Source organism: uncultured Tateyamaria sp. (assembly GCF_947503415.1).
In the GTDB taxonomy this organism is placed as follows: Bacteria; Pseudomonadota; Alphaproteobacteria; order Rhodobacterales; family Rhodobacteraceae; genus Tateyamaria.
This window is the reverse complement of the sequence record NZ_CANNDS010000002.1, coordinates 712,198-728,728: the sequence shown is the minus strand read 5'-3', so window position 1 is coordinate 728,728 and position 16,531 is coordinate 712,198. Positions and strand designations below refer to the sequence as shown.

Below are 16,531 nucleotides of genomic sequence, written 5' to 3'. Positions count from 1 at the left end.
CAACGCTTGCGTGCGACGCTCTGCGCAAGCTTGGCCCATTTTGACTTGAGAAATTATTGATGAATAACGGATGTTTCGACCTTACCAGTAGCGCGTTTCATATTTTAGAAGCAGGCTACGACGCCGATAGATCAGACATCGCCGAATTAGTTGAAGATGCCGAGTTGGATGAAGTTTTCGAGCCTCAAAAAATCCAACACGCACAGCAAAGCCTATTGGCCCCAAATGCTCGGCTCGAACAAGAAATCTCATGGCTGCCAGAGTTGAGCCAAGCTCAAACATCCAATGTTCTAAGCCTTGTCGTTTCTGGCGATCTTGAGGCGCTTATTGAAACATCAAAGCACGCGCCAGAACTGGCCAAGGCTAACATTTTGGCACATTTCGCAGGCACCGGAAAAGTTAGCGACAGACTGTTTCATGCACTGGTGTCCGCGTGGGACGAGATCGATCAAGAGAACATCCTCACTTTCCTCAACGACAATCGACTGAGCGCAGGATTTCCAAGTGTCGAGCGCCCGCAGTTGAGGAACGCGCTTGCGGAGCTCGAAAAGAAGCATGCCAGATCGGCGGCAGTAGGGATTTGGAGTCTAGATCGCCCTGGTGAAGTCATGGACCGGATTGTCGAAGCCGAGCTGAGAAGGCATCCTTCGAGTTCGTTCTTGGAGCAGTTTGTTCGCAGTTATGATACCTTAAGTGAACCTGACCTAGCCCGCATAAGCGATGAGATCGACAAGGTCATATCGGAGGCTGAAAATACCGATGCCGACCTAGAAACACTTGTTACAAGAGCCTCTGACCTCCTGGTTCGTTGGGATGACGTGAATCAGCCGGTTCAGGTCTATGAACAGCATCAAGGCCATGAAGAAGGACGATCAAAGCGGATCTACGAAAAGCTGAGGTCGCTTTGCTTGGACCTCGCCAACAATCGCAGCGAGTTTACTGAAGCACGCAGGCTTTCTGAGGCTTTGTTGCGCACCTTTCCAGAGCTTGAGTCCGTTGCTGAAGTCCTTAAAGGGGATGTGGCGATACTTGAAAACCTAGACGAACAACAAAAACTGCATGAGGAATACAAGCCGCTTATTGATGCGTGCGAAGTAGCAAAAACAAAGCTCCCGACACCGGTTTCCACAGTCCTCAAGGTGTTCAAGGATACTGTATCCAAGGGGGGCGATGACCCAATTGCCTTTAACATCCTGCGCGACCTTGCATTGCATATTAACAACGATTGCAATGACCCACAGACCGCTTTCAAACTGCTAGACGGAGCTTTGACATTCGCTGGTGCTCGACCGCCTCAGGAGCTTAAAAAAACGCTCGAAGAAGAGCGGGCGGTTTTGCACCGAAATTGGAAAATGAATGAGCTTGAAAAGAATTCAGGCAATTTGACAGCCATGTCGCAAACCGTAGACGATTTGCTGAAATATGCACGTGGATCGGAGCGGGCCGAACTTCAGCAGTTGAAGGCCAAGCTGGATCGGAAGAAGCTCGGCAAAAAGGTGAAGTGGGGTATTTATGCCTCAATCGCGGCAGTCATAGGGTTCATTGTAATTGCAGATGAGATGGACAGGCCATCTAACCGTTCAACCTATCAGCCATCCGCGCCACGTGTCGCTACGCCAACCCCAACGCCCGCGCCAGCGACGAGCGCGGCAGTCGAGACTAGGCCGCCAGTCGGGCAAGGCTTGACCCTCAATCGCTCTCAAATCCGCTACTGTGTTTTTCAGGGGCAACGGCTTGAAACCATTCGAACACTGACCACAACAAACTATCAAATTGATCGTTTCAATGGGCTGATCGACGATTTCAATTCAAGGTGTTCGAATTATCGTTACAGAAGTGGCGTTCTTAGCTCCGTTCAGCGCGAGGCCCGCGAAAACGCTGCTGATTTGCGGGCAGATGCAAGAAGGATCGTTTCGTCATGGTAGGCTCATCCCCATCTTCCGTGAACTCTGAAACGGTTGCGCAGTTGTGCGTTGAGTTTTGGAAATTGTCGAACGCAACCAAGAAAGCTATCGAGCGCCTTCCCGAAAGCGAAAGCCGCCGATTGAAGGGCCAGTTGAACTTCTCAGATCGCCAGTTGGCGATGATTGTCGATCAGCTTGGTCTCAAACTCATCGATTTCGAGGCAGAAGTGTTCCATGCGGGATTAGCGACTTCGGCTGATAATGTTGGGGACTTTCCAGATGGAACTGATCTCGTAGTATCAAAAACGCTGGAACCGACCGTTATGGCGGATATGAAAGTTATAAGGCTGGGACGCGTTCTCGTTGAGCCGGCCAAAAGTGAAAAGGAATAAGAATTGTATCTTGGTATTGATCTAGGAACTTCGAACTCAGCAGTCGTCGGCCACATCGATGGCGCAACGCGTCTCTTCAAGACATCGGATGGCACGGATGTGTTGCCCAGTGTAATCTATCTGGACAAGCGCGGGCACAGGTTCATCGGGAAGTCGGCCTATGACCGCCTGCTTTCAGCTCCGCAAAATGTCGCTCAGGGCTTCAAGCGCTCGATGGGGACCAAGAATCCGATCTCCTTTGCCGGGCAAACTTGGACGCCGGTTGAGTGTAGTGCTGAAATCATCAAAGCGCTGGTAGGTCAGGCAATGACCGAGGCTGGCAATCAGGAAGTTGAGGGCGTTGTCATCACAACACCCGCTGCGTTCAACCAGATGCAGAGCGAAGACACCATCTCTGCCGCGCGATTGGCCGGTTTGGAGAACGTAAGCTTGTTGCAGGAACCAGTCGCCGCTGCTCTGGCCGCAATCGCACATAGCAAACAAAAGGACGGTGTTTTCTTAGTCTACGATCTCGGGGGCGGGACGTTTGATTTGGCATTGGTCATGAGCACTGCGGGCGTGGTAAATGTGATCGCACATGAAGGGATCAACATGCTTGGCGGTCGGGACTTTGACCGGATCATTTTCGATAGCATTGTGCGGCCATGGCTCACACAGACTTTCAATCTTCCAGCCGATTTTCAGCGCAACGAAAAATACAAGCACCTTTCGGATGTCTGCCGCCATGCCGCGGAAAAAGCGAAGATCCAGCTTTCGGCATCTTCGACGGCCTCGATTTTTGCGACCGAAGACGAAGTGCGCGCGTCTGATGAGGACGGTGAGGAAATCTATATCTCAATCGATTTGACGAGAGAACAGATGACCGACTTGATCCAGGACCGGATTGATGACTCGATTGCTCTTTGCCGCAAGATCATCACGGCTAACGGATACAAGAATGACGACATCTCAAAAATCGTTCCGATTGGTGGCCCGTCTAAGATGCCTATCATCCGAGACATGTTGCAGGCTGGCCTCGCAATAGAGGTGGAAAGCGGTCTTGATCCCATGACCGCTGTTGCGACCGGTGCCGCAATTTTTGCGGAAAGCCGGGAATGGGCCGGTGAAAGCTCCGCACAAAAGAGCGGAAAACAGAGGGAAGCGGTCACCGGCAGCGTCTCATTGGCCCTAGACTTTAAGTCCCGCGTCGCCAGTGAAGCAGCCAAGGTCCGGCTGAAACCGGCGGCAGACATGCCAACCGGGCACGAGGTGGAAATCCTTGATGAAGAGGGGTCTTCGACAGGCAGAATTCCAATTGATGGGCCACTAAGCATCAACGTAAATGTTCGCAAGAACGGCGAAAATCGTTTCAAAGTGACCGTGTTCGACCACCAGGGCAAAGCAGTCGAGGATGCGTCACGCGAGATCGTCATCACCCGAGCTGAAGCAAGTGCTGCAAGTGTCCCGATGACCTACACGCTTGCAGTCAAGATTCAACATGGGTTTGTCGGCTATGAGCGGAACAAATTGGAGGTTCTTGTCAAGAAAGGGACGGCGTTGCCTGCACAGGGCAAGCAAACCTTCCGAACTGGCAAGACACTCGTCGGAGGCGAAGATGACTTCATCGCAGTCGAATTTTATGAGATGGCAGATGATATCGATACCCCGGAACACAACCTGCATATCGGTAACTTCCGCCTGAACAGTCGAGATGAATTGGAGCGCGGTGAACGGATCAATCGAGGTGACGATTTTGTTATCGATTGGAAAATGAGCGACAATGGTACGCTTAGCTTTTCGGTCGAATTGCCCTCATTGGGGCGTGTAATCGATGCCACCAATCTTTACCGATCCGAAGATGGCGGCATCAACTATGACGGCCAGCGCGGGGCAGAGGTTGCCACAACCATGCTCGCCCGTGTTGAGAGTGATCTAGACGAGCTTGAAACCACGCTTGATGAAGATGCTGATCCCAGCGGTGACATCCGTAAGCGCATTGAGCGCCAGCACGCGGCACTTTCGACCTCTGTTGATGCAGACACGCATCGCTCGGTTGCCGAAGAGGCGCGCAAACTGCGCCAGGAGGTGGCGTTGCTGAGGATGTCACCTGAGAACGAAGAGCGAGTGCTGGACGATGAAGTCGCCAAGGCTGAAACATCTTTCGACGAATTGCGAGACATTTCGCAGCCAGTAGATACTGAGCGGCATGACAAGCTTCTGGTGACGACCCGTCGCTCGATCCGAGAAAAGAACTATGATGCCGCGCGCCGGTCACTTGATGAGATGCAGGGCATTCGCATGAAGGTGCTTGCTGAAAGCCCTGATTTCTTGATCGAAATCTTCCGGCGCTTGGCGGAAGAGCATCACCTGGCAGTCGATGAAGCGCTTCATGCGCAATTGGTCGACGCAGGAGTCGAAGCCGTAAAGTCTGGCAATATCGAAATGTTACGGATGATCATTGGGCAGATGTTTGGCAATAGGGTTTCGACCGGAGCTGACGCGACTGAAATCGTTGAACTCGCCCATTTGCTTGGAGGCTGATCTGACACAGACGATCAGGCTTCACCGATATTTTGCACATGTTCGACCGATGACAATGGCAGCTATCCTGCTGCGTTCATACACACGGTGGAAGCGCTAGGAACATCTTAGCCTTCGAAAATGTTGAGTTCTCTGTGCCGGTGCTTCATGAGTATCCGCAAGAATTTTTGTGCGATCAGAATGGCGACGGGGCCAAGAACGACCAACGCAAGGTAGAGAGACCGCGCAATATCCCAATCCGGTTGGCCCGATGTTGCAATCATCCCCGTGCCGCCGACCAGCAGAGATATCGCGCCAGCGACGCCGATCTGGCGGGCGAATGCGAACACCTCGTGGTCGCAAGGGTTCAACTCAGACTTGGAGGAGTTGAGCGGTTGATACGTGTCGGTCATGGCGTTCTCCTGATTAAAGGGTTTCAAAGTAATGGCTGGCGACTTGAGCGGGGCTTTCGCCCGTCTGTGCCGCTTGTGCTGCGACAAAACCGATGATCTTGCCGAGCTTGGAGATAGGCAGGTTTATTCCTAGCCGGTCAGCTTCGGACAAGACGGCGATGGAGCTAGCCTCGGCCAGTTCGGGGTCATCGCTTTTGTGGATCTTGCCCCGCCCTGCCAACAGCCAGTCAAGATTCACTCTGAATGCCTCGCTGATATTCAGTGCCGTCAGCGCGGGCAGTTCCCGTTTTTCCTGCTCATAGTTCTTATATGCGCGGTCAGATACATCAATGGCCGCAGCCATAACAGGCTGGGTAATTTCGTTTATTTTGCGAATTTCTCGCAAACGAAGGCCAATGCCGCTTAAATCCGTTGACATGATGCACCTATGGGTTATTAAATCACCCATATGTGCACGTTTTGAGTGATTTGGGCGACCCTGTTCACTCTTGCAGTGTTTTCGACCGAAATCCAACAGAAAGGTGAGCCGTGACCAAACCTCTCGAAACACCAAAGGAGCTGGCCGAGCGAGTAGGTCTGCCCGTGACCAACATCCGATATCTGATCCGCGAGGATATGCTGGACCATATCTACACGGCGCCGGGGCAGCGTAACCCCAAAATTCCGAGCGGCGCTTGGGAGAAGTATGTCTCTCAATTCACGGTCAAAGCCCAAAAGCCGAAGCGATGCAGATCAGGCCAAGAAATGGGGTCTGACAAATGACACGGCACACACCCATCATGGCCAGCGAGACGACCGCGGCGCGGTTATTGGATTTGCGCACGAACGAGTTCAAGGCTTTGGTCGATGAAGGTCACTTACCGCCAGGGCATGAAATTGCGCCTGGCGTTATTCGTTGGGATACCGAGGTTCTCAAACGGATATCGGCAGGGGATGTGACAGAGCTATGGGATCAAATTCAGTGGTAGGCCGACGAAAGAAATACCTTTGGCAGCATCCGTCGGGACGTTGGTATGTGCGCAAGAGCGTCAACGGCAAGATGTTCTATCTGGGGCGGCTCACGGCGGAGGAAGGCACGGCTGAGTTCGACCAGCAGTATTGGGAGATCGTCAGTGGCAAGAAAGCCGTTGCCAAGACGTCATGGACGGCATTGATTGATGCGCTACGCGAGACGGAGAAATGGGCGGGATATTCGCCCCGTTATCGAAGCGACCTTGAGCAAGTCTTTGAATATTTGACTGAAAAGATCGGGCGGGCGGATGTGGCACGCCTCACCCAAGCCGACATTTACGATGCGATGGAAAAGAACCGGCATCGCGTCCGGTTTGCCAACTACATTCCAACTGCGATCAGCATGCTATCGAAACTGGCGATCCGCAGGCGCTGGCGCAAAGACAATCCTGCGATTGATATTGAGCCGTTGAGGGTTCCGAAAGACCGCCAGAAACCGCACTTGCCTTGGACGGATAGGGCGGTTGAGAAGATGCGCGAAGAGGGCGAGCCATTGCCCCTTTTGATATTCGAGATTGGCGTGGGCAGTGTGCAACGCCCTGGTGACTGGGTAGACTTCCAGTGGGGCGACTATGACGGCGATACCCTCAAGCTGCGCCAAAACAAGACTGACACAGCCCTCTCATTGCCCTGCACCATAGCGCTCAAGGCGGCGCTGGACGGCGCGAAAGCTGATCTGGGGGTCGCGCCGCATCCATCGCGCCATATCCTGACACGCGCTGATGGCTCGAAAATGGACTATCACGCGATGGCCCGCGTCATGGTGCGCGAACGTAAGCGGCTAGGCCTGATGGCCTATGACCAACACGCCCTGAGGTATCGTGGCGTGATGGAGTTGGCATGGGCGGGCTGCACGGACGACGAAATTGCCAGCTACAGCGGCCACACATCCAAAGCGATGATCATCAAATATGCGGGGGAGGCGCGGCAAATCATGCGGGCGCGACAGGCGGCAGCAAAGCGCAAATGACTCCGAACAGAACAGGCACAGAACGTGAAACTGATACCAGAGGTGATACCCAATGAGTAGAAAAATTTGTAACCCATTGATTTTATTGGAGGCGAGTACCGGAATCGAACCGGTGTACACGGATTTGCAATCCGCTGCGTCACCACTCCGCCAACTCGCCATCCGTGGTGTGAGAGCGGCGATAGACCATTCCCTGAGCCCGTGCAAGGCCACCCGGCAACGCAATCATGGAATATTGCCGCATTTGCAACCTGCTGCGTTGCCCACCCGCGCGGACTATGGCACATGTTAGCAGAAGAACCTGAACCAACGAGTTTAGCTGCAATGTCCGACTTCCCGACCCGCCGTACAATGATGGTAGACACACAGGTCCGCCCGTCAGATGTGACGAAATTCCCGATCATTGATGCCATGTTGACCATCAAGCGCGAGGACTTTGTGCCGACTGTCCAACGCGAAACAGCATACTTGGGCGAGAACCTGGAGATCGGGGCTGGGCGCGTCATTCTGGAGCCAAGGACGCTGGCCAAGATGCTGGATGCGCTAGATATCACGCCGGACGAACTTGTTCTCGATGTGGGGGCCGGACTGGGATACTCGGCCGCCGTCATCGCGCACATGGCCCAGGCTGTTGTCGCGCTGGAAGAAGATGAAGCGATGTCGAGCGAAGCACAGGACGCTTTGTCGGCCGCAGGTATCGACAACGTGATAACTCATGTTGAAGCGCTGAAAGATGGCGCGGCCGAGCATGGCCCCTACGATGCAATCGTGATCGAGGGCGGCGTGACGCATGTGCCGGATGCATTGATCGCACAGCTCAAGGATGGCGGGCGGATCGCCGCGCTGTTCATGGACGGGGCCTTGGGCGAGGTTCGGATCGGATATAAGAGAGACGGGGCAGTCTCATGGCGCCGCGCCTTCAATGCAGGGGCTCCGGTTCTGCCGGGGTTTGAAAAACAGGACGCATTCACGCTTTGACCCGTGACGGGCAACGGTTGAGCGGATCATCAGGGGGCAGTTGCAGATGATAGGCAAGATGGGGCGCAGACTTCTGCGCAGCACTGCGGTTTCAGCAGTTTTGGCACTTGGACTCAGTACTGCGCAGGCGACAGCGGACACACTCGCCGACGCGTTGGTGGGGGCATATAACCACAGCGGTCTGTTGGATCAGAACCGTGCTTTGCTCAGAGCCGCGGACGAGGATGTTCCGATTGCGCTGGCTCAGTTGAGACCAATTATCAACTGGACGGCGAATATCACTCAAACCTTTGGCGATTCCAGATCGCAACTTGGAGTGTCCTCCAGTGTCGAGTCGACCGACGTCTCCTTGGGACTGACGGCCTCGTTGCAGATTTACGACGGCGGAGCGGATGCGGCTCGGGTTGAGGCGACCAAGGAAATTGTGCTCGCGACGCGTGCAACGCTGTTGGATGTGGAGCAAACTCTGCTTCTGAACGCTGTGACTGCATTTGTTAATGTGGGACAACAAGGGAACCTTCTGGCTCTGAGCCAGAATAACCTGCGTCTGCTTCAGGAAGAATTGCGCGCTGCAAACGATCGGTTTGAAGTCGGTGAAATCACCCGGACGGATGTATCGCTGGCCGAGGCGGCGGTTGCCAATGCACGCAGCAATGTCGCTGACGCACAGCGCGATCTGATCCAGGCACAGGCATTCTACACGAATGTTGTTGGGCGACCGCCCGGTCGTTTGTCACCCTTGCCGGCCCTGCCGCAGACAGAGAAGCGGATCCCCGAGGCGCAAGCTGTTGCAGTACGTAATCACCCGGATATGGAAAACGCGCGCCGTCAGGTATCTTCGAACGAGTTGTTGGTCACAGCGGCAGTTCGGGACACGTTGCCGGTGGTGACACTGGACGGCAGCCTCGGTCTCCAAGAAGACATTGGCGATGTGGACAGTTCCAGCACCGGCTCTGTCGGGATCAACCTGGTTGGCCCGATCTATCAAGGGGGGGCTCTTTCCGCGCTGGAGCGCCGCGCCATGGCTGTACGTGATGCATCGCGCGGCAACCTGCACAATATCCGACACATCGTGCAGCAAGACGTTGTGAATGCAATCTCCGATCTTGAGGCGGCACAAGCGAGCCTCGCCGCCTCAGAGCGTCAGATCCGCGCTGCGCGAATTGCTTTCCAAGGCGTTCGCGAAGAGGCAACACTGGGCGCACGGACAACGCTTGATGTTCTGGATGCGGAACAGGATTTGCTGGATGCGGAAACAAACCGCATCTCGGCACGGGCGGCGCAGTACATTGCGGCGTACTCCGTCTTGGAATCAATGGGGCTTTTGACAGCTCAACGCCTCAAGTTGCCTGTGCAATTGTACGACCCCGCAGCGTATTACAACTTGGTCAAGAACGGCCCGGCCAAGCGATCAAGGCAGGGCAAGCAACTGGACCGTGTATTGCGGGCGTTGCAAGTAGACGATTAAGGTTTTCAGCATCCTGTTGTGCGACACTCACCCTCGGGGTAAGCTGTAACCGAGGTTAAGAGTGGTAATTCGATATGTCTGATCCAATGACCAACACTGAGGTGGAGGACGTTTTGGCGTCCATTCGTCGCTTGGTATCTGACGATACCCGAGCAGAGCCAGAGGCAAAAACGGCCGCGCCGTCAGATCGATTGGTGTTGACCCCGGCGTTGCGTGTGACGGAAGAATCGGACGCAACCGACACCCATTCTCACGATGATGACGTTGCCGAAGTTGAGGACGTGGCCGCTGATGTCGAAGAAACGGCGGCATCGGCAAGCGTGGATGAAAGCTCCGAAGATGAAGCGGAGCACAGCGAAGCTGAAGCCATCGACGAGTTTGAGCTGTCTCATGATGATCCGGCGCTCGAAGCGTCGGCTGATTCCGCAGGAGAGGAGACCGCTTCTTCTGATGCGGGCGATACCGAAGTTGAAGAGCATCCCATAACGCTTGATACCGTTGACTTGGATCAGGACACCTTGATGTCCATTCAAGACGCCTTCGCTGATGTCGACGACGAAGTGACTGCGGCAACGCCAAAAGGCGAAGAGCCGACCGAGCAGGGCGCATCCCTGAGCGAAAAGATCGCTGCACTTGAGACGCTGATCGCCGGTCGAACGGATGAGTTCGAGCCTGAAACGGCCGGTGATGGCGAGAATGCTGGCACCGAGCCTCCGACCCTTGAATGGGAAGACGCCGAAGAGGATGTCTCTCTGGCTGCGGAAGAAGCAGATGATGACGTGATCGAGGATATCGCGCCCGAAGAGACTCAGATTTTCTCCACGGATGAAGATGTGTTGGACGAAGACGCCCTGCGTGATCTGGTCAGTGATATTGTACGTCAGGAACTGCAGGGCGCTCTTGGTGAGCGGATCACGCGCAACGTGCGCAAGCTCGTCCGTCGCGAGATTCATCGCGCATTGGCCGCGCAAGAGCTTGAGTAGTCCTGCGACCGACAGGCAGCTTGCATCTGATTTCTGAGTACCCATGAACACGCCGGCACACCTGTTACTGGGCGCCGCTGTTTTCGGCCGGCCAGCCGAAAGCCGCATTGTCGCAGCGGCATTCGCCGGAGCGTTGATGCCGGACCTGTCGCTTTATGTGATGGCTGGTATTTCTCTGTTCCTCCTTGGCATCCCGCCCCAAGTTGTCTTCAACGATCTCTATTTTTCGGACAGTTGGCAGACCGTATTTGCCATCGATAATTCATTTGTGGTGTGGGGATTGTTATGCGCGGTGGCCGTCTGGTCGCGCGCGCCGTGGGCCATCGCTTTGACTGGGGCGGCGCTGCTTCATCTGTGCCTGGACTTCCCGCTGCACCACGACGACGGGCGCCCGCATTTCTGGCCACTCAGTTGGTGGGTATTCGAAAGCCCTGTCAGTTATTGGGACCGTGGACACGGAGCAGCTTTGATTGCACCGGCCGAAGCATTTCTGGCGACGTTGGCTGCGATTGTTCTTTGGCGCCGTCGCGTTCCCGTATGGGCCATCGGGCTGACCATTGTCTTAGTGCTTGGTGAGTTCTGGATCGTGCGCCAGTGGCTGTTCTTCTTTGTCGACAGTTAGACAAAAGAAAACGCGCCCCGTACGGGGCGCGTTTTCCTTACAGCAGCAGTATATTTGATCAGGCAGCTTCGGCCTGTTGCGCCGCATTGCGACGTTCCGATTCTTCGCGGCTCAGGGCAACGGATGTCCGAACCCCTTTACCGACAAATTCCATCAGCCCTTCAACGACCCGTTCGTTTGGATCGATGCCCGCACAGCTTAACACTTCGCGACCATCACGCGAGCGTGCCCAGCGAGCGATTTGCTCGGGCCCATTGCCATACTTCTTGTCATCAGCGATGGCGTCATCGAGTGCAGCCAACACAACGGCTGCGAAAAGTTTGCGTGCACGGTTGCCTTGTTCGTTATTAAAGGCAGTGCCGTCAACGAAATCTTTCATTCGTCGTCCTTCCTTTATTCTTGCTCTTGTCTTTCCGGCGTGACGCTCGTTATGAACGAACGTGGCCGATTCGGATACCCCGTTTTTGCATGCCACCCTTGCATTCGGTGCATGGCTCTCTGCACGTGCAGCACCGCATATCGTTGTCTTGCGGGGCAACCTCACGCGAGATATAGGGGGCATCAACTTTTCATCAACCTTTTGACACGGTTTTGTCGCATGCCAAAAATCAACGGAAATGAGATCCGCCCCGGGAACGTGCTGGAGCACAATGACGGTCTGTGGGCCGCCGTGAAGGTCGATCACGTTAAACCCGGCAAGGGCGGCGCCTTCGCTCAGGTCGAGATGCGCAACCTTCGCAACGGATCGAAACTCAACGAACGCTTTCGCAGCGCGGACAAGGTCGAGCGCGTGCGTCTCGAACAGAAGGACCAGCAATTCCTGTATGAAAACGATGGGATGCTGGTGTTCATGGATGCTGACACCTACGAGCAGATCGAACTGCCTTCGGAAATTCTGGGCGACCGCCGCCCGTTTCTGCAAGACGGCATGACCATTGTGGTCGAGTTCTACGATGCCGAGGCGCTGAACGCGACGCTGCCGCAAAAGGTGACGTGCAAGATCGTGGAGACCGAGCCAGTGGTCAAAGGCCAGACGGCTGCCAACTCGTTCAAGCCTGCGATCCTCGACAATGGGATCAAGGTCATGGTGCCGCCCTTCGTTGGGCAGGATGAGGACATCGTTGTGAACACCGAGACGATGGAATACTCCGAGCGCGCCTGAGCCGCGCCTTTCAATTGTCGTTAACCAAGTAATGCAGGGCATGCATGGCTTTGCCGTGTGCTGCGGCGTATGCAAGACGGTCGTATAGACCAAGATCAAGCGTGCGCTGGGTTGACTACGCAATGGCGCACGCTCGATTGACCGTATGAAACTGGATGCCGAAACAGGTTTCTGACGCGGCGATATCGGTCAAACGCCGGGCTTGCTCCGTGAACCGTTATCTAGGAAAATCTACGTCACAGGAGTTTGCACCGGGGAGCGTGTCCCGGCTGGTGCTAGATGCTGCGGAGGTGTCGTATTCTCTGTCGTAAGCCGCACAGTCGAGACGTGTGGTCCGCTGAGGGGCAGGATGCCCGCACAAATCGCCAGCAGAGCCAGATGCCTGCCGGATCATTCGAAAATGCAGCGATCCGGCCCCGGCTGCGCGAAATGATCGATGCAGGCGTTAACGAAGTGTTGGACCAGCTGACGCGGGCGGGACTTCGTGTATCCCACGGCCAATGTCAGTGGCGGCAATGGGTCTGCAATTGCTCGCTCGATCACCCGCGAACCACCGTAACTGACCTGCGTCATCGGCCTCATGTTGAGGATAGCGCATCCATGACCTGCGCCAACAAGACTGCGCACCATTTCCGTGGAATTGGCATATGCGGCGATATGGGCGCCGGGCGTGTGCGCCTCAAATAAACTGCGGTAATAGGTTGCGGCAAAGGGCCGGTTCAGGACGACCAGTGGTTCCTTGGCGATCTCTTCCATGGTGACGGAATGGTGCCCTGCCAACCGGTGCGATGCGGGTAAGAGGCAGTAGGGCGGTGCCGCGACCAGTATGTCGAAATCGACCGACGGGCGCGCGCCGTCGCTTGCAAACAAAATGACGTCATATGTGCCGTTAAGGAGCCCGTCTTGGGCGCTGTCATTGTCACATTCGTCCAGATGCAGGTCGACATCGGCGGCGTCTGGGACGAAAGATGTCAGAATCTTCGGCAAGAAGGCAGGTGCTATTGGGGCGTAGTACCCGACGCGCAAGGTGCCGCTCAGTGACTGTTTCAGATCCGTACCTTCGACAAGAATGGACCGATAGTCTTCCAACAAACGCTCACATTTGCGCGCAACGACAAGACCGCTTGCAGTGGCCTGGATACCGCGCGAGCGTTGTCGGGTGACGAGTGTAAGGTCGAAGGCCGTTTCCACCTGATCTATGGCCGCCGACACCGCGGAGGCTGCTATGTTCAGATCAGCGGCAGCTCTGGCGATGTTACCGTGTCGCAGCGCCGTCGTGAAATACTCCATCGCTTTCAGTGAAATGGCCATCACTACCTCTGAAAATCAGACCTTATTGCCCCAATAATACTGTTTTTCTTATGAATGGACATCTGCGAAACTGAATGGTGATTGTTGATGGAGGGTTGTGACATGGCCGACGCACCACTCAAGGGTTGGAACCATGTTCCAAACGTACCGCTCAAGGTCTCTCCGTTTTTCACATGGCCGTTGCGCCCGCTGGATATGCTGGCCTGGGTTTGGTCCTCATGGTTTTTGATCACCGAGCGCCTGATTATTGTCGGGATTGCCCTGATTTCGTTCTACTGGTTTCAGCCGCCCCTTGAGGAAACGCGGACCTTTGCTTTTGGCTGGATAGCGGAGATGTGGGTCCGCAACATGGTTTTGATGTCCGCCGTGGCGGGGGGCCTGCATCTCTATTTCTATACGTTTACCAAGCAGGGGCAGACCCTCAAATATGATCCACGCCCACTTATGAAGAACGGGCGGCAGTTCACGCTTGGTGGGCAAATTCGCGACAACATGTTCTGGACGCTGGCAAGCGGTGTGACGGTGTGGACCGCCTATGAGGTGTTGATGTTCTGGGCGCTTGCCAATGGGCATGCCCCTATACTGACTTGGGCGGCGCACCCGGTCTGGTTCGTGGCGCTGTTCCTGCTGATCCCGGTCTGGGAAAGCTTTTATTTCTACTGGATCCACCGGTTCCTGCACATTCCGTTCTTCTACAAGCATGTGCACGCCCTGCATCACCGCAATATCAACGTGGGCCCGTGGTCAGGCATGTCGATGCATCCGGTTGAACATGTGATTTTTTTGGGATCGGTGCTGATCCACTGGGTCATCGCGGCCCATCCCGTCCATATCCTGTTCCATCTTCAGTATTATGCGCTGACAGCCGCCACGACCCACACGGGCTTTGAAGGGGTGGTGGTAAAGGATGAGAACCGGATGAAGTTGGGCACGTTTCATCACCAGATGCATCATCGCTATTTCGAGTGCAATTACGGCTCGCTTGAACTGCCGTGGGACAAACTTTTCGGATCGTTCCACGATGGCACCGCGGCGTCCGATGCAAAGATCAAGGAACGGCGCAAACGAATGACTGGAGCGTAGGCAAATTGCGAGCGCTTCGGCTCAAAAAATTGCCCCGTCGCGCGACGGAACATCTGGCTGAATGCGTTTAAGTTTGAACCAGCCAGAAAAGGCAACGCCATGAGATCTACGATTGCAGCAATGGTTTTCCTTCCTCTGTCGGCCGGAACCTTGGCCGCTGACACGTTCTCTGCCGATGTATGGGCCGACAATTGGTTCGAGATGCGCATTGACGGTGTGCAAGTGGCCGAGGACAGCGTGCCCATCACGACAGAGCGGTCCTTTAATGCGGAAAGCTTCATGTTTGATGCCGAACGGCCCTTTGTCATCGGGTTGGTCGCGAAGGATTTTAAGGAGAACGACACGGGCCTTGAGTATATCGGCACAGGCCGCCAGCAAATGGGCGACGGCGGTGTGATCCTGCAGATTTTTGACGCGGCAGGCGTGCCTGTGGTGACCAGCGGTGCGGATTGGCAATGCCTTGTCATTCACAGTGCACCGCTGGACGAATCGTGCGAACGCCACCTCGACCCGGTTGCGGGCGAGGGGCCTTGTACGTTCATGGACCTGGACGAACCTGTCGGGTGGGACCAGGCCGGTTTCGACGCGTCCGCATGGCCATCTGCCACCGTTTTTTCCGCGCACGCAGTTGATCCGAAGGACGGATATGATCGGGTGGCTTGGGTGGAGGGGGCGGAGTTCATGTGGGGGCCGGATCTTGAGCAGAGCAACACGGTTCTGTGCCGTCTGCTTGTCGAATGACCCTTTTCAAAACAGGAGAATGAAGGATGCCATCGTCAAGGATGCATATTGTGTGTGCCTTCGCTCTGTTGTTGGTCCCGTCACTGGCGTTCGCCCATGGCGATCATTGTGCGGCGGTCAGGGCATCGGTCTCTGATGCAGGGTTTGCGGACGAAGTGACCGTCACATGCACAGCCGATCACGCCATTATTACCTCCGATACCTATCCGCATCATGAGATGATGACGGGCATTGTGGGGACCAATGAACAGGTGCCTGTTCCGGCACAATACGCGGCACCGATCCTGCTGGACCCCATCCTTGGAAACGCGCCCCTCACGCGCGATGCCGCGCTTGGTGTGGCGGTGAACGGCGTACCGATCTACGACTATACGGCAGGTGGTGAGATGAGTGCATCCGATCTGGCGCATCATCAGGCCCAACATGACACTGTGCAGACCGGTCAGCTTGATCTGTGTGGCGGGCATGCCGGGCGCGGCGACGACTATCATTACCACGCCACGCCCACGTGCATGATGGCGCAGATGGACAATGCGGGGGATGATGCCATCATCGGCTGGGCGTTTGACGGCTTTCCGATTTATGGCGTCGCCAATCCGGACGGGTCGACGATTGCGGACGGCGCGCTGGATATCTGCAATGGGCAGGCGGACGCGACCTTTGGCTATCGTTATCACACGTCAGCGGATGCTCCTTATATCGTGCAGTGCCTTATGGGCGAGGTGCCTGGATTTGACGCTCTTCCGCGAGTACGGCCGCTCACAGCCCTGAACGGAGGCGGTGCGGCCCCAGGTCGACCGCCGCGTGGCGGGGTGGATGATTTGGTGTTTACCCAGTTTCCGGATGGAAGGCGCAGCATGGATTACCGGTATCAGGGCACTGCGTACTACATCCGCTACGTGCCATCAGCGCAGGCCGGATGTTATGAGTTCGAGACGCGCACGGTCACCAGTGGCGGGGTTGCGACGGCGGGGACATATTGCCGGTAGTCGAG

The 16,531-nt window shown here is 55.5% G+C and carries 17 protein-coding genes and 1 tRNA gene; 13 read left to right on the top strand and 5 right to left on the bottom strand.

Annotated elements, in window-relative coordinates:
* Positions 1–59: 59 nt before the first annotated feature.
* Genes Q1A32_RS14800 through Q1A32_RS14790 form a run of 3 tightly spaced genes read left to right on the top strand, consistent with a single transcriptional unit; the run spans position 60 to position 4,816 of the window.
* Positions 60–1,925: a hypothetical protein gene (locus tag Q1A32_RS14800; protein WP_299654674.1), complete on the top strand. Its 1,866-nt coding sequence runs from the start codon at positions 60–62 to the stop codon at positions 1,923–1,925.
* On the top strand, positions 1,919–2,296 hold the full coding sequence (locus Q1A32_RS14795; protein WP_299654671.1) for a hypothetical protein: 378 nt from the start codon (positions 1,919–1,921) through the stop codon (positions 2,294–2,296). The genes Q1A32_RS14800 and Q1A32_RS14795 overlap by 7 nt, the downstream gene beginning before the upstream one ends.
* A 3-nt stretch (positions 2,297–2,299) precedes the next feature.
* Positions 2,300–4,816, top strand: coding sequence for an Hsp70 family protein (locus Q1A32_RS14790; RefSeq protein WP_299654668.1), 2,517 nt, complete (start codon positions 2,300–2,302; stop codon positions 4,814–4,816).
* Positions 4,817–4,923: 107 nt separating this feature from the next.
* On the opposite strand, the gene Q1A32_RS14785 is transcribed toward Q1A32_RS14790, so the two are convergent.
* Positions 4,924–5,208: a hypothetical protein gene (locus tag Q1A32_RS14785; RefSeq protein ID WP_299654664.1), complete on the bottom strand. Its 285-nt coding sequence runs from the start codon at positions 5,206–5,208 to the stop codon at positions 4,924–4,926.
* Between the two features lie 13 nt (positions 5,209–5,221).
* A complete protein-coding gene (locus Q1A32_RS14780) occupies positions 5,222–5,626 on the bottom strand; it encodes a helix-turn-helix domain-containing protein (protein ID WP_299654661.1) in 405 nt (134 codons plus the stop codon).
* A gap of 110 nt (positions 5,627–5,736) precedes the next feature.
* On the opposite strand from Q1A32_RS14780, the gene Q1A32_RS14775 reads away from it, so the two are divergent.
* Together Q1A32_RS14775 and Q1A32_RS14770 are read left to right on the top strand one after the other, a co-directional pair.
* Positions 5,737–5,970: a hypothetical protein gene (locus tag Q1A32_RS14775; protein WP_299654658.1), complete on the top strand. Its 234-nt coding sequence runs from the start codon at positions 5,737–5,739 to the stop codon at positions 5,968–5,970.
* A 253-nt stretch (positions 5,971–6,223) separates the two neighbouring features.
* A complete protein-coding gene (locus tag Q1A32_RS14770) occupies positions 6,224–7,189 on the top strand; it encodes a tyrosine-type recombinase/integrase (RefSeq protein ID WP_299654655.1) in 966 nt (321 codons plus the stop codon).
* Between the two features lie 86 nt (positions 7,190–7,275).
* Here the strand turns inward: Q1A32_RS14770 and Q1A32_RS14765 are convergent.
* Positions 7,276–7,349 (bottom strand) — tRNA-Cys (locus tag Q1A32_RS14765).
* A 164-nt stretch (positions 7,350–7,513) separates the two neighbouring features.
* On the opposite strand from Q1A32_RS14765, the gene Q1A32_RS14760 reads away from it, so the two are divergent.
* The 4 genes from Q1A32_RS14760 to Q1A32_RS14745 all read left to right on the top strand — a co-directional run bounded on the left by Q1A32_RS14760 (position 7,514) and on the right by Q1A32_RS14745 (position 11,240).
* On the top strand, positions 7,514–8,167 hold the full coding sequence (locus Q1A32_RS14760) for a protein-L-isoaspartate O-methyltransferase (RefSeq protein ID WP_299654652.1): 654 nt from the start codon (positions 7,514–7,516) through the stop codon (positions 8,165–8,167).
* A gap of 58 nt (positions 8,168–8,225) precedes the next feature.
* Positions 8,226–9,635, top strand: coding sequence for a TolC family outer membrane protein (locus tag Q1A32_RS14755; protein ID WP_299654649.1), 1,410 nt, complete (start codon positions 8,226–8,228; stop codon positions 9,633–9,635).
* Positions 9,636–9,721: 86 nt separating this feature from the next.
* Positions 9,722–10,618 carry a hypothetical protein gene (locus Q1A32_RS14750; RefSeq protein WP_299654646.1) on the top strand — a complete coding sequence of 299 codons (897 nt, stop codon included), beginning with the start codon at positions 9,722–9,724 and terminating at the stop codon, positions 10,616–10,618.
* 43 nt (positions 10,619–10,661) lie between these two features.
* Positions 10,662–11,240, top strand: a complete 579-nt coding sequence (locus Q1A32_RS14745; protein ID WP_299654643.1) for a cobalamin biosynthesis protein CobQ — start codon at positions 10,662–10,664, stop codon at positions 11,238–11,240.
* 58 nt (positions 11,241–11,298) lie between these two features.
* On the opposite strand, the gene Q1A32_RS14740 is transcribed toward Q1A32_RS14745, so the two are convergent.
* Entirely contained in the window at positions 11,299–11,619 is a 321-nt protein-coding gene (locus Q1A32_RS14740; protein WP_039684470.1) for a DUF6280 family protein, read from the bottom strand.
* A 219-nt stretch (positions 11,620–11,838) separates the two neighbouring features.
* On the opposite strand from Q1A32_RS14740, the gene efp reads away from it, so the two are divergent.
* Positions 11,839–12,402 carry an elongation factor P gene (gene efp / locus Q1A32_RS14735; protein WP_299611728.1) on the top strand — a complete coding sequence of 188 codons (564 nt, stop codon included), beginning with the start codon at positions 11,839–11,841 and terminating at the stop codon, positions 12,400–12,402.
* A gap of 390 nt (positions 12,403–12,792) precedes the next feature.
* On the opposite strand, the gene Q1A32_RS14730 is transcribed toward efp, so the two are convergent.
* Positions 12,793–13,713 (bottom strand): LysR family transcriptional regulator, encoded by a 921-nt coding sequence (locus tag Q1A32_RS14730; RefSeq protein WP_299654640.1) that lies wholly within the window; start codon positions 13,711–13,713, stop codon positions 12,793–12,795.
* Between the two features lie 102 nt (positions 13,714–13,815).
* Between Q1A32_RS14730 and Q1A32_RS14725 the strand changes: the two genes are divergently transcribed.
* The 3 genes from Q1A32_RS14725 to Q1A32_RS14715 all read left to right on the top strand — a co-directional run bounded on the left by Q1A32_RS14725 (position 13,816) and on the right by Q1A32_RS14715 (position 16,526).
* On the top strand, positions 13,816–14,796 hold the full coding sequence (locus Q1A32_RS14725; protein ID WP_299654637.1) for a sterol desaturase family protein: 981 nt from the start codon (positions 13,816–13,818) through the stop codon (positions 14,794–14,796).
* 99 nt (positions 14,797–14,895) lie between these two features.
* Positions 14,896–15,537 (top strand): PEBP family protein, encoded by a 642-nt coding sequence (locus tag Q1A32_RS14720; RefSeq protein ID WP_299654634.1) that lies wholly within the window; start codon positions 14,896–14,898, stop codon positions 15,535–15,537.
* A gap of 50 nt (positions 15,538–15,587) precedes the next feature.
* Positions 15,588–16,526 carry a YHYH protein gene (locus Q1A32_RS14715; protein WP_299654631.1) on the top strand — a complete coding sequence of 313 codons (939 nt, stop codon included), beginning with the start codon at positions 15,588–15,590 and terminating at the stop codon, positions 16,524–16,526.
* The last annotated feature ends 5 nt before the right edge of the window (positions 16,527–16,531 follow it).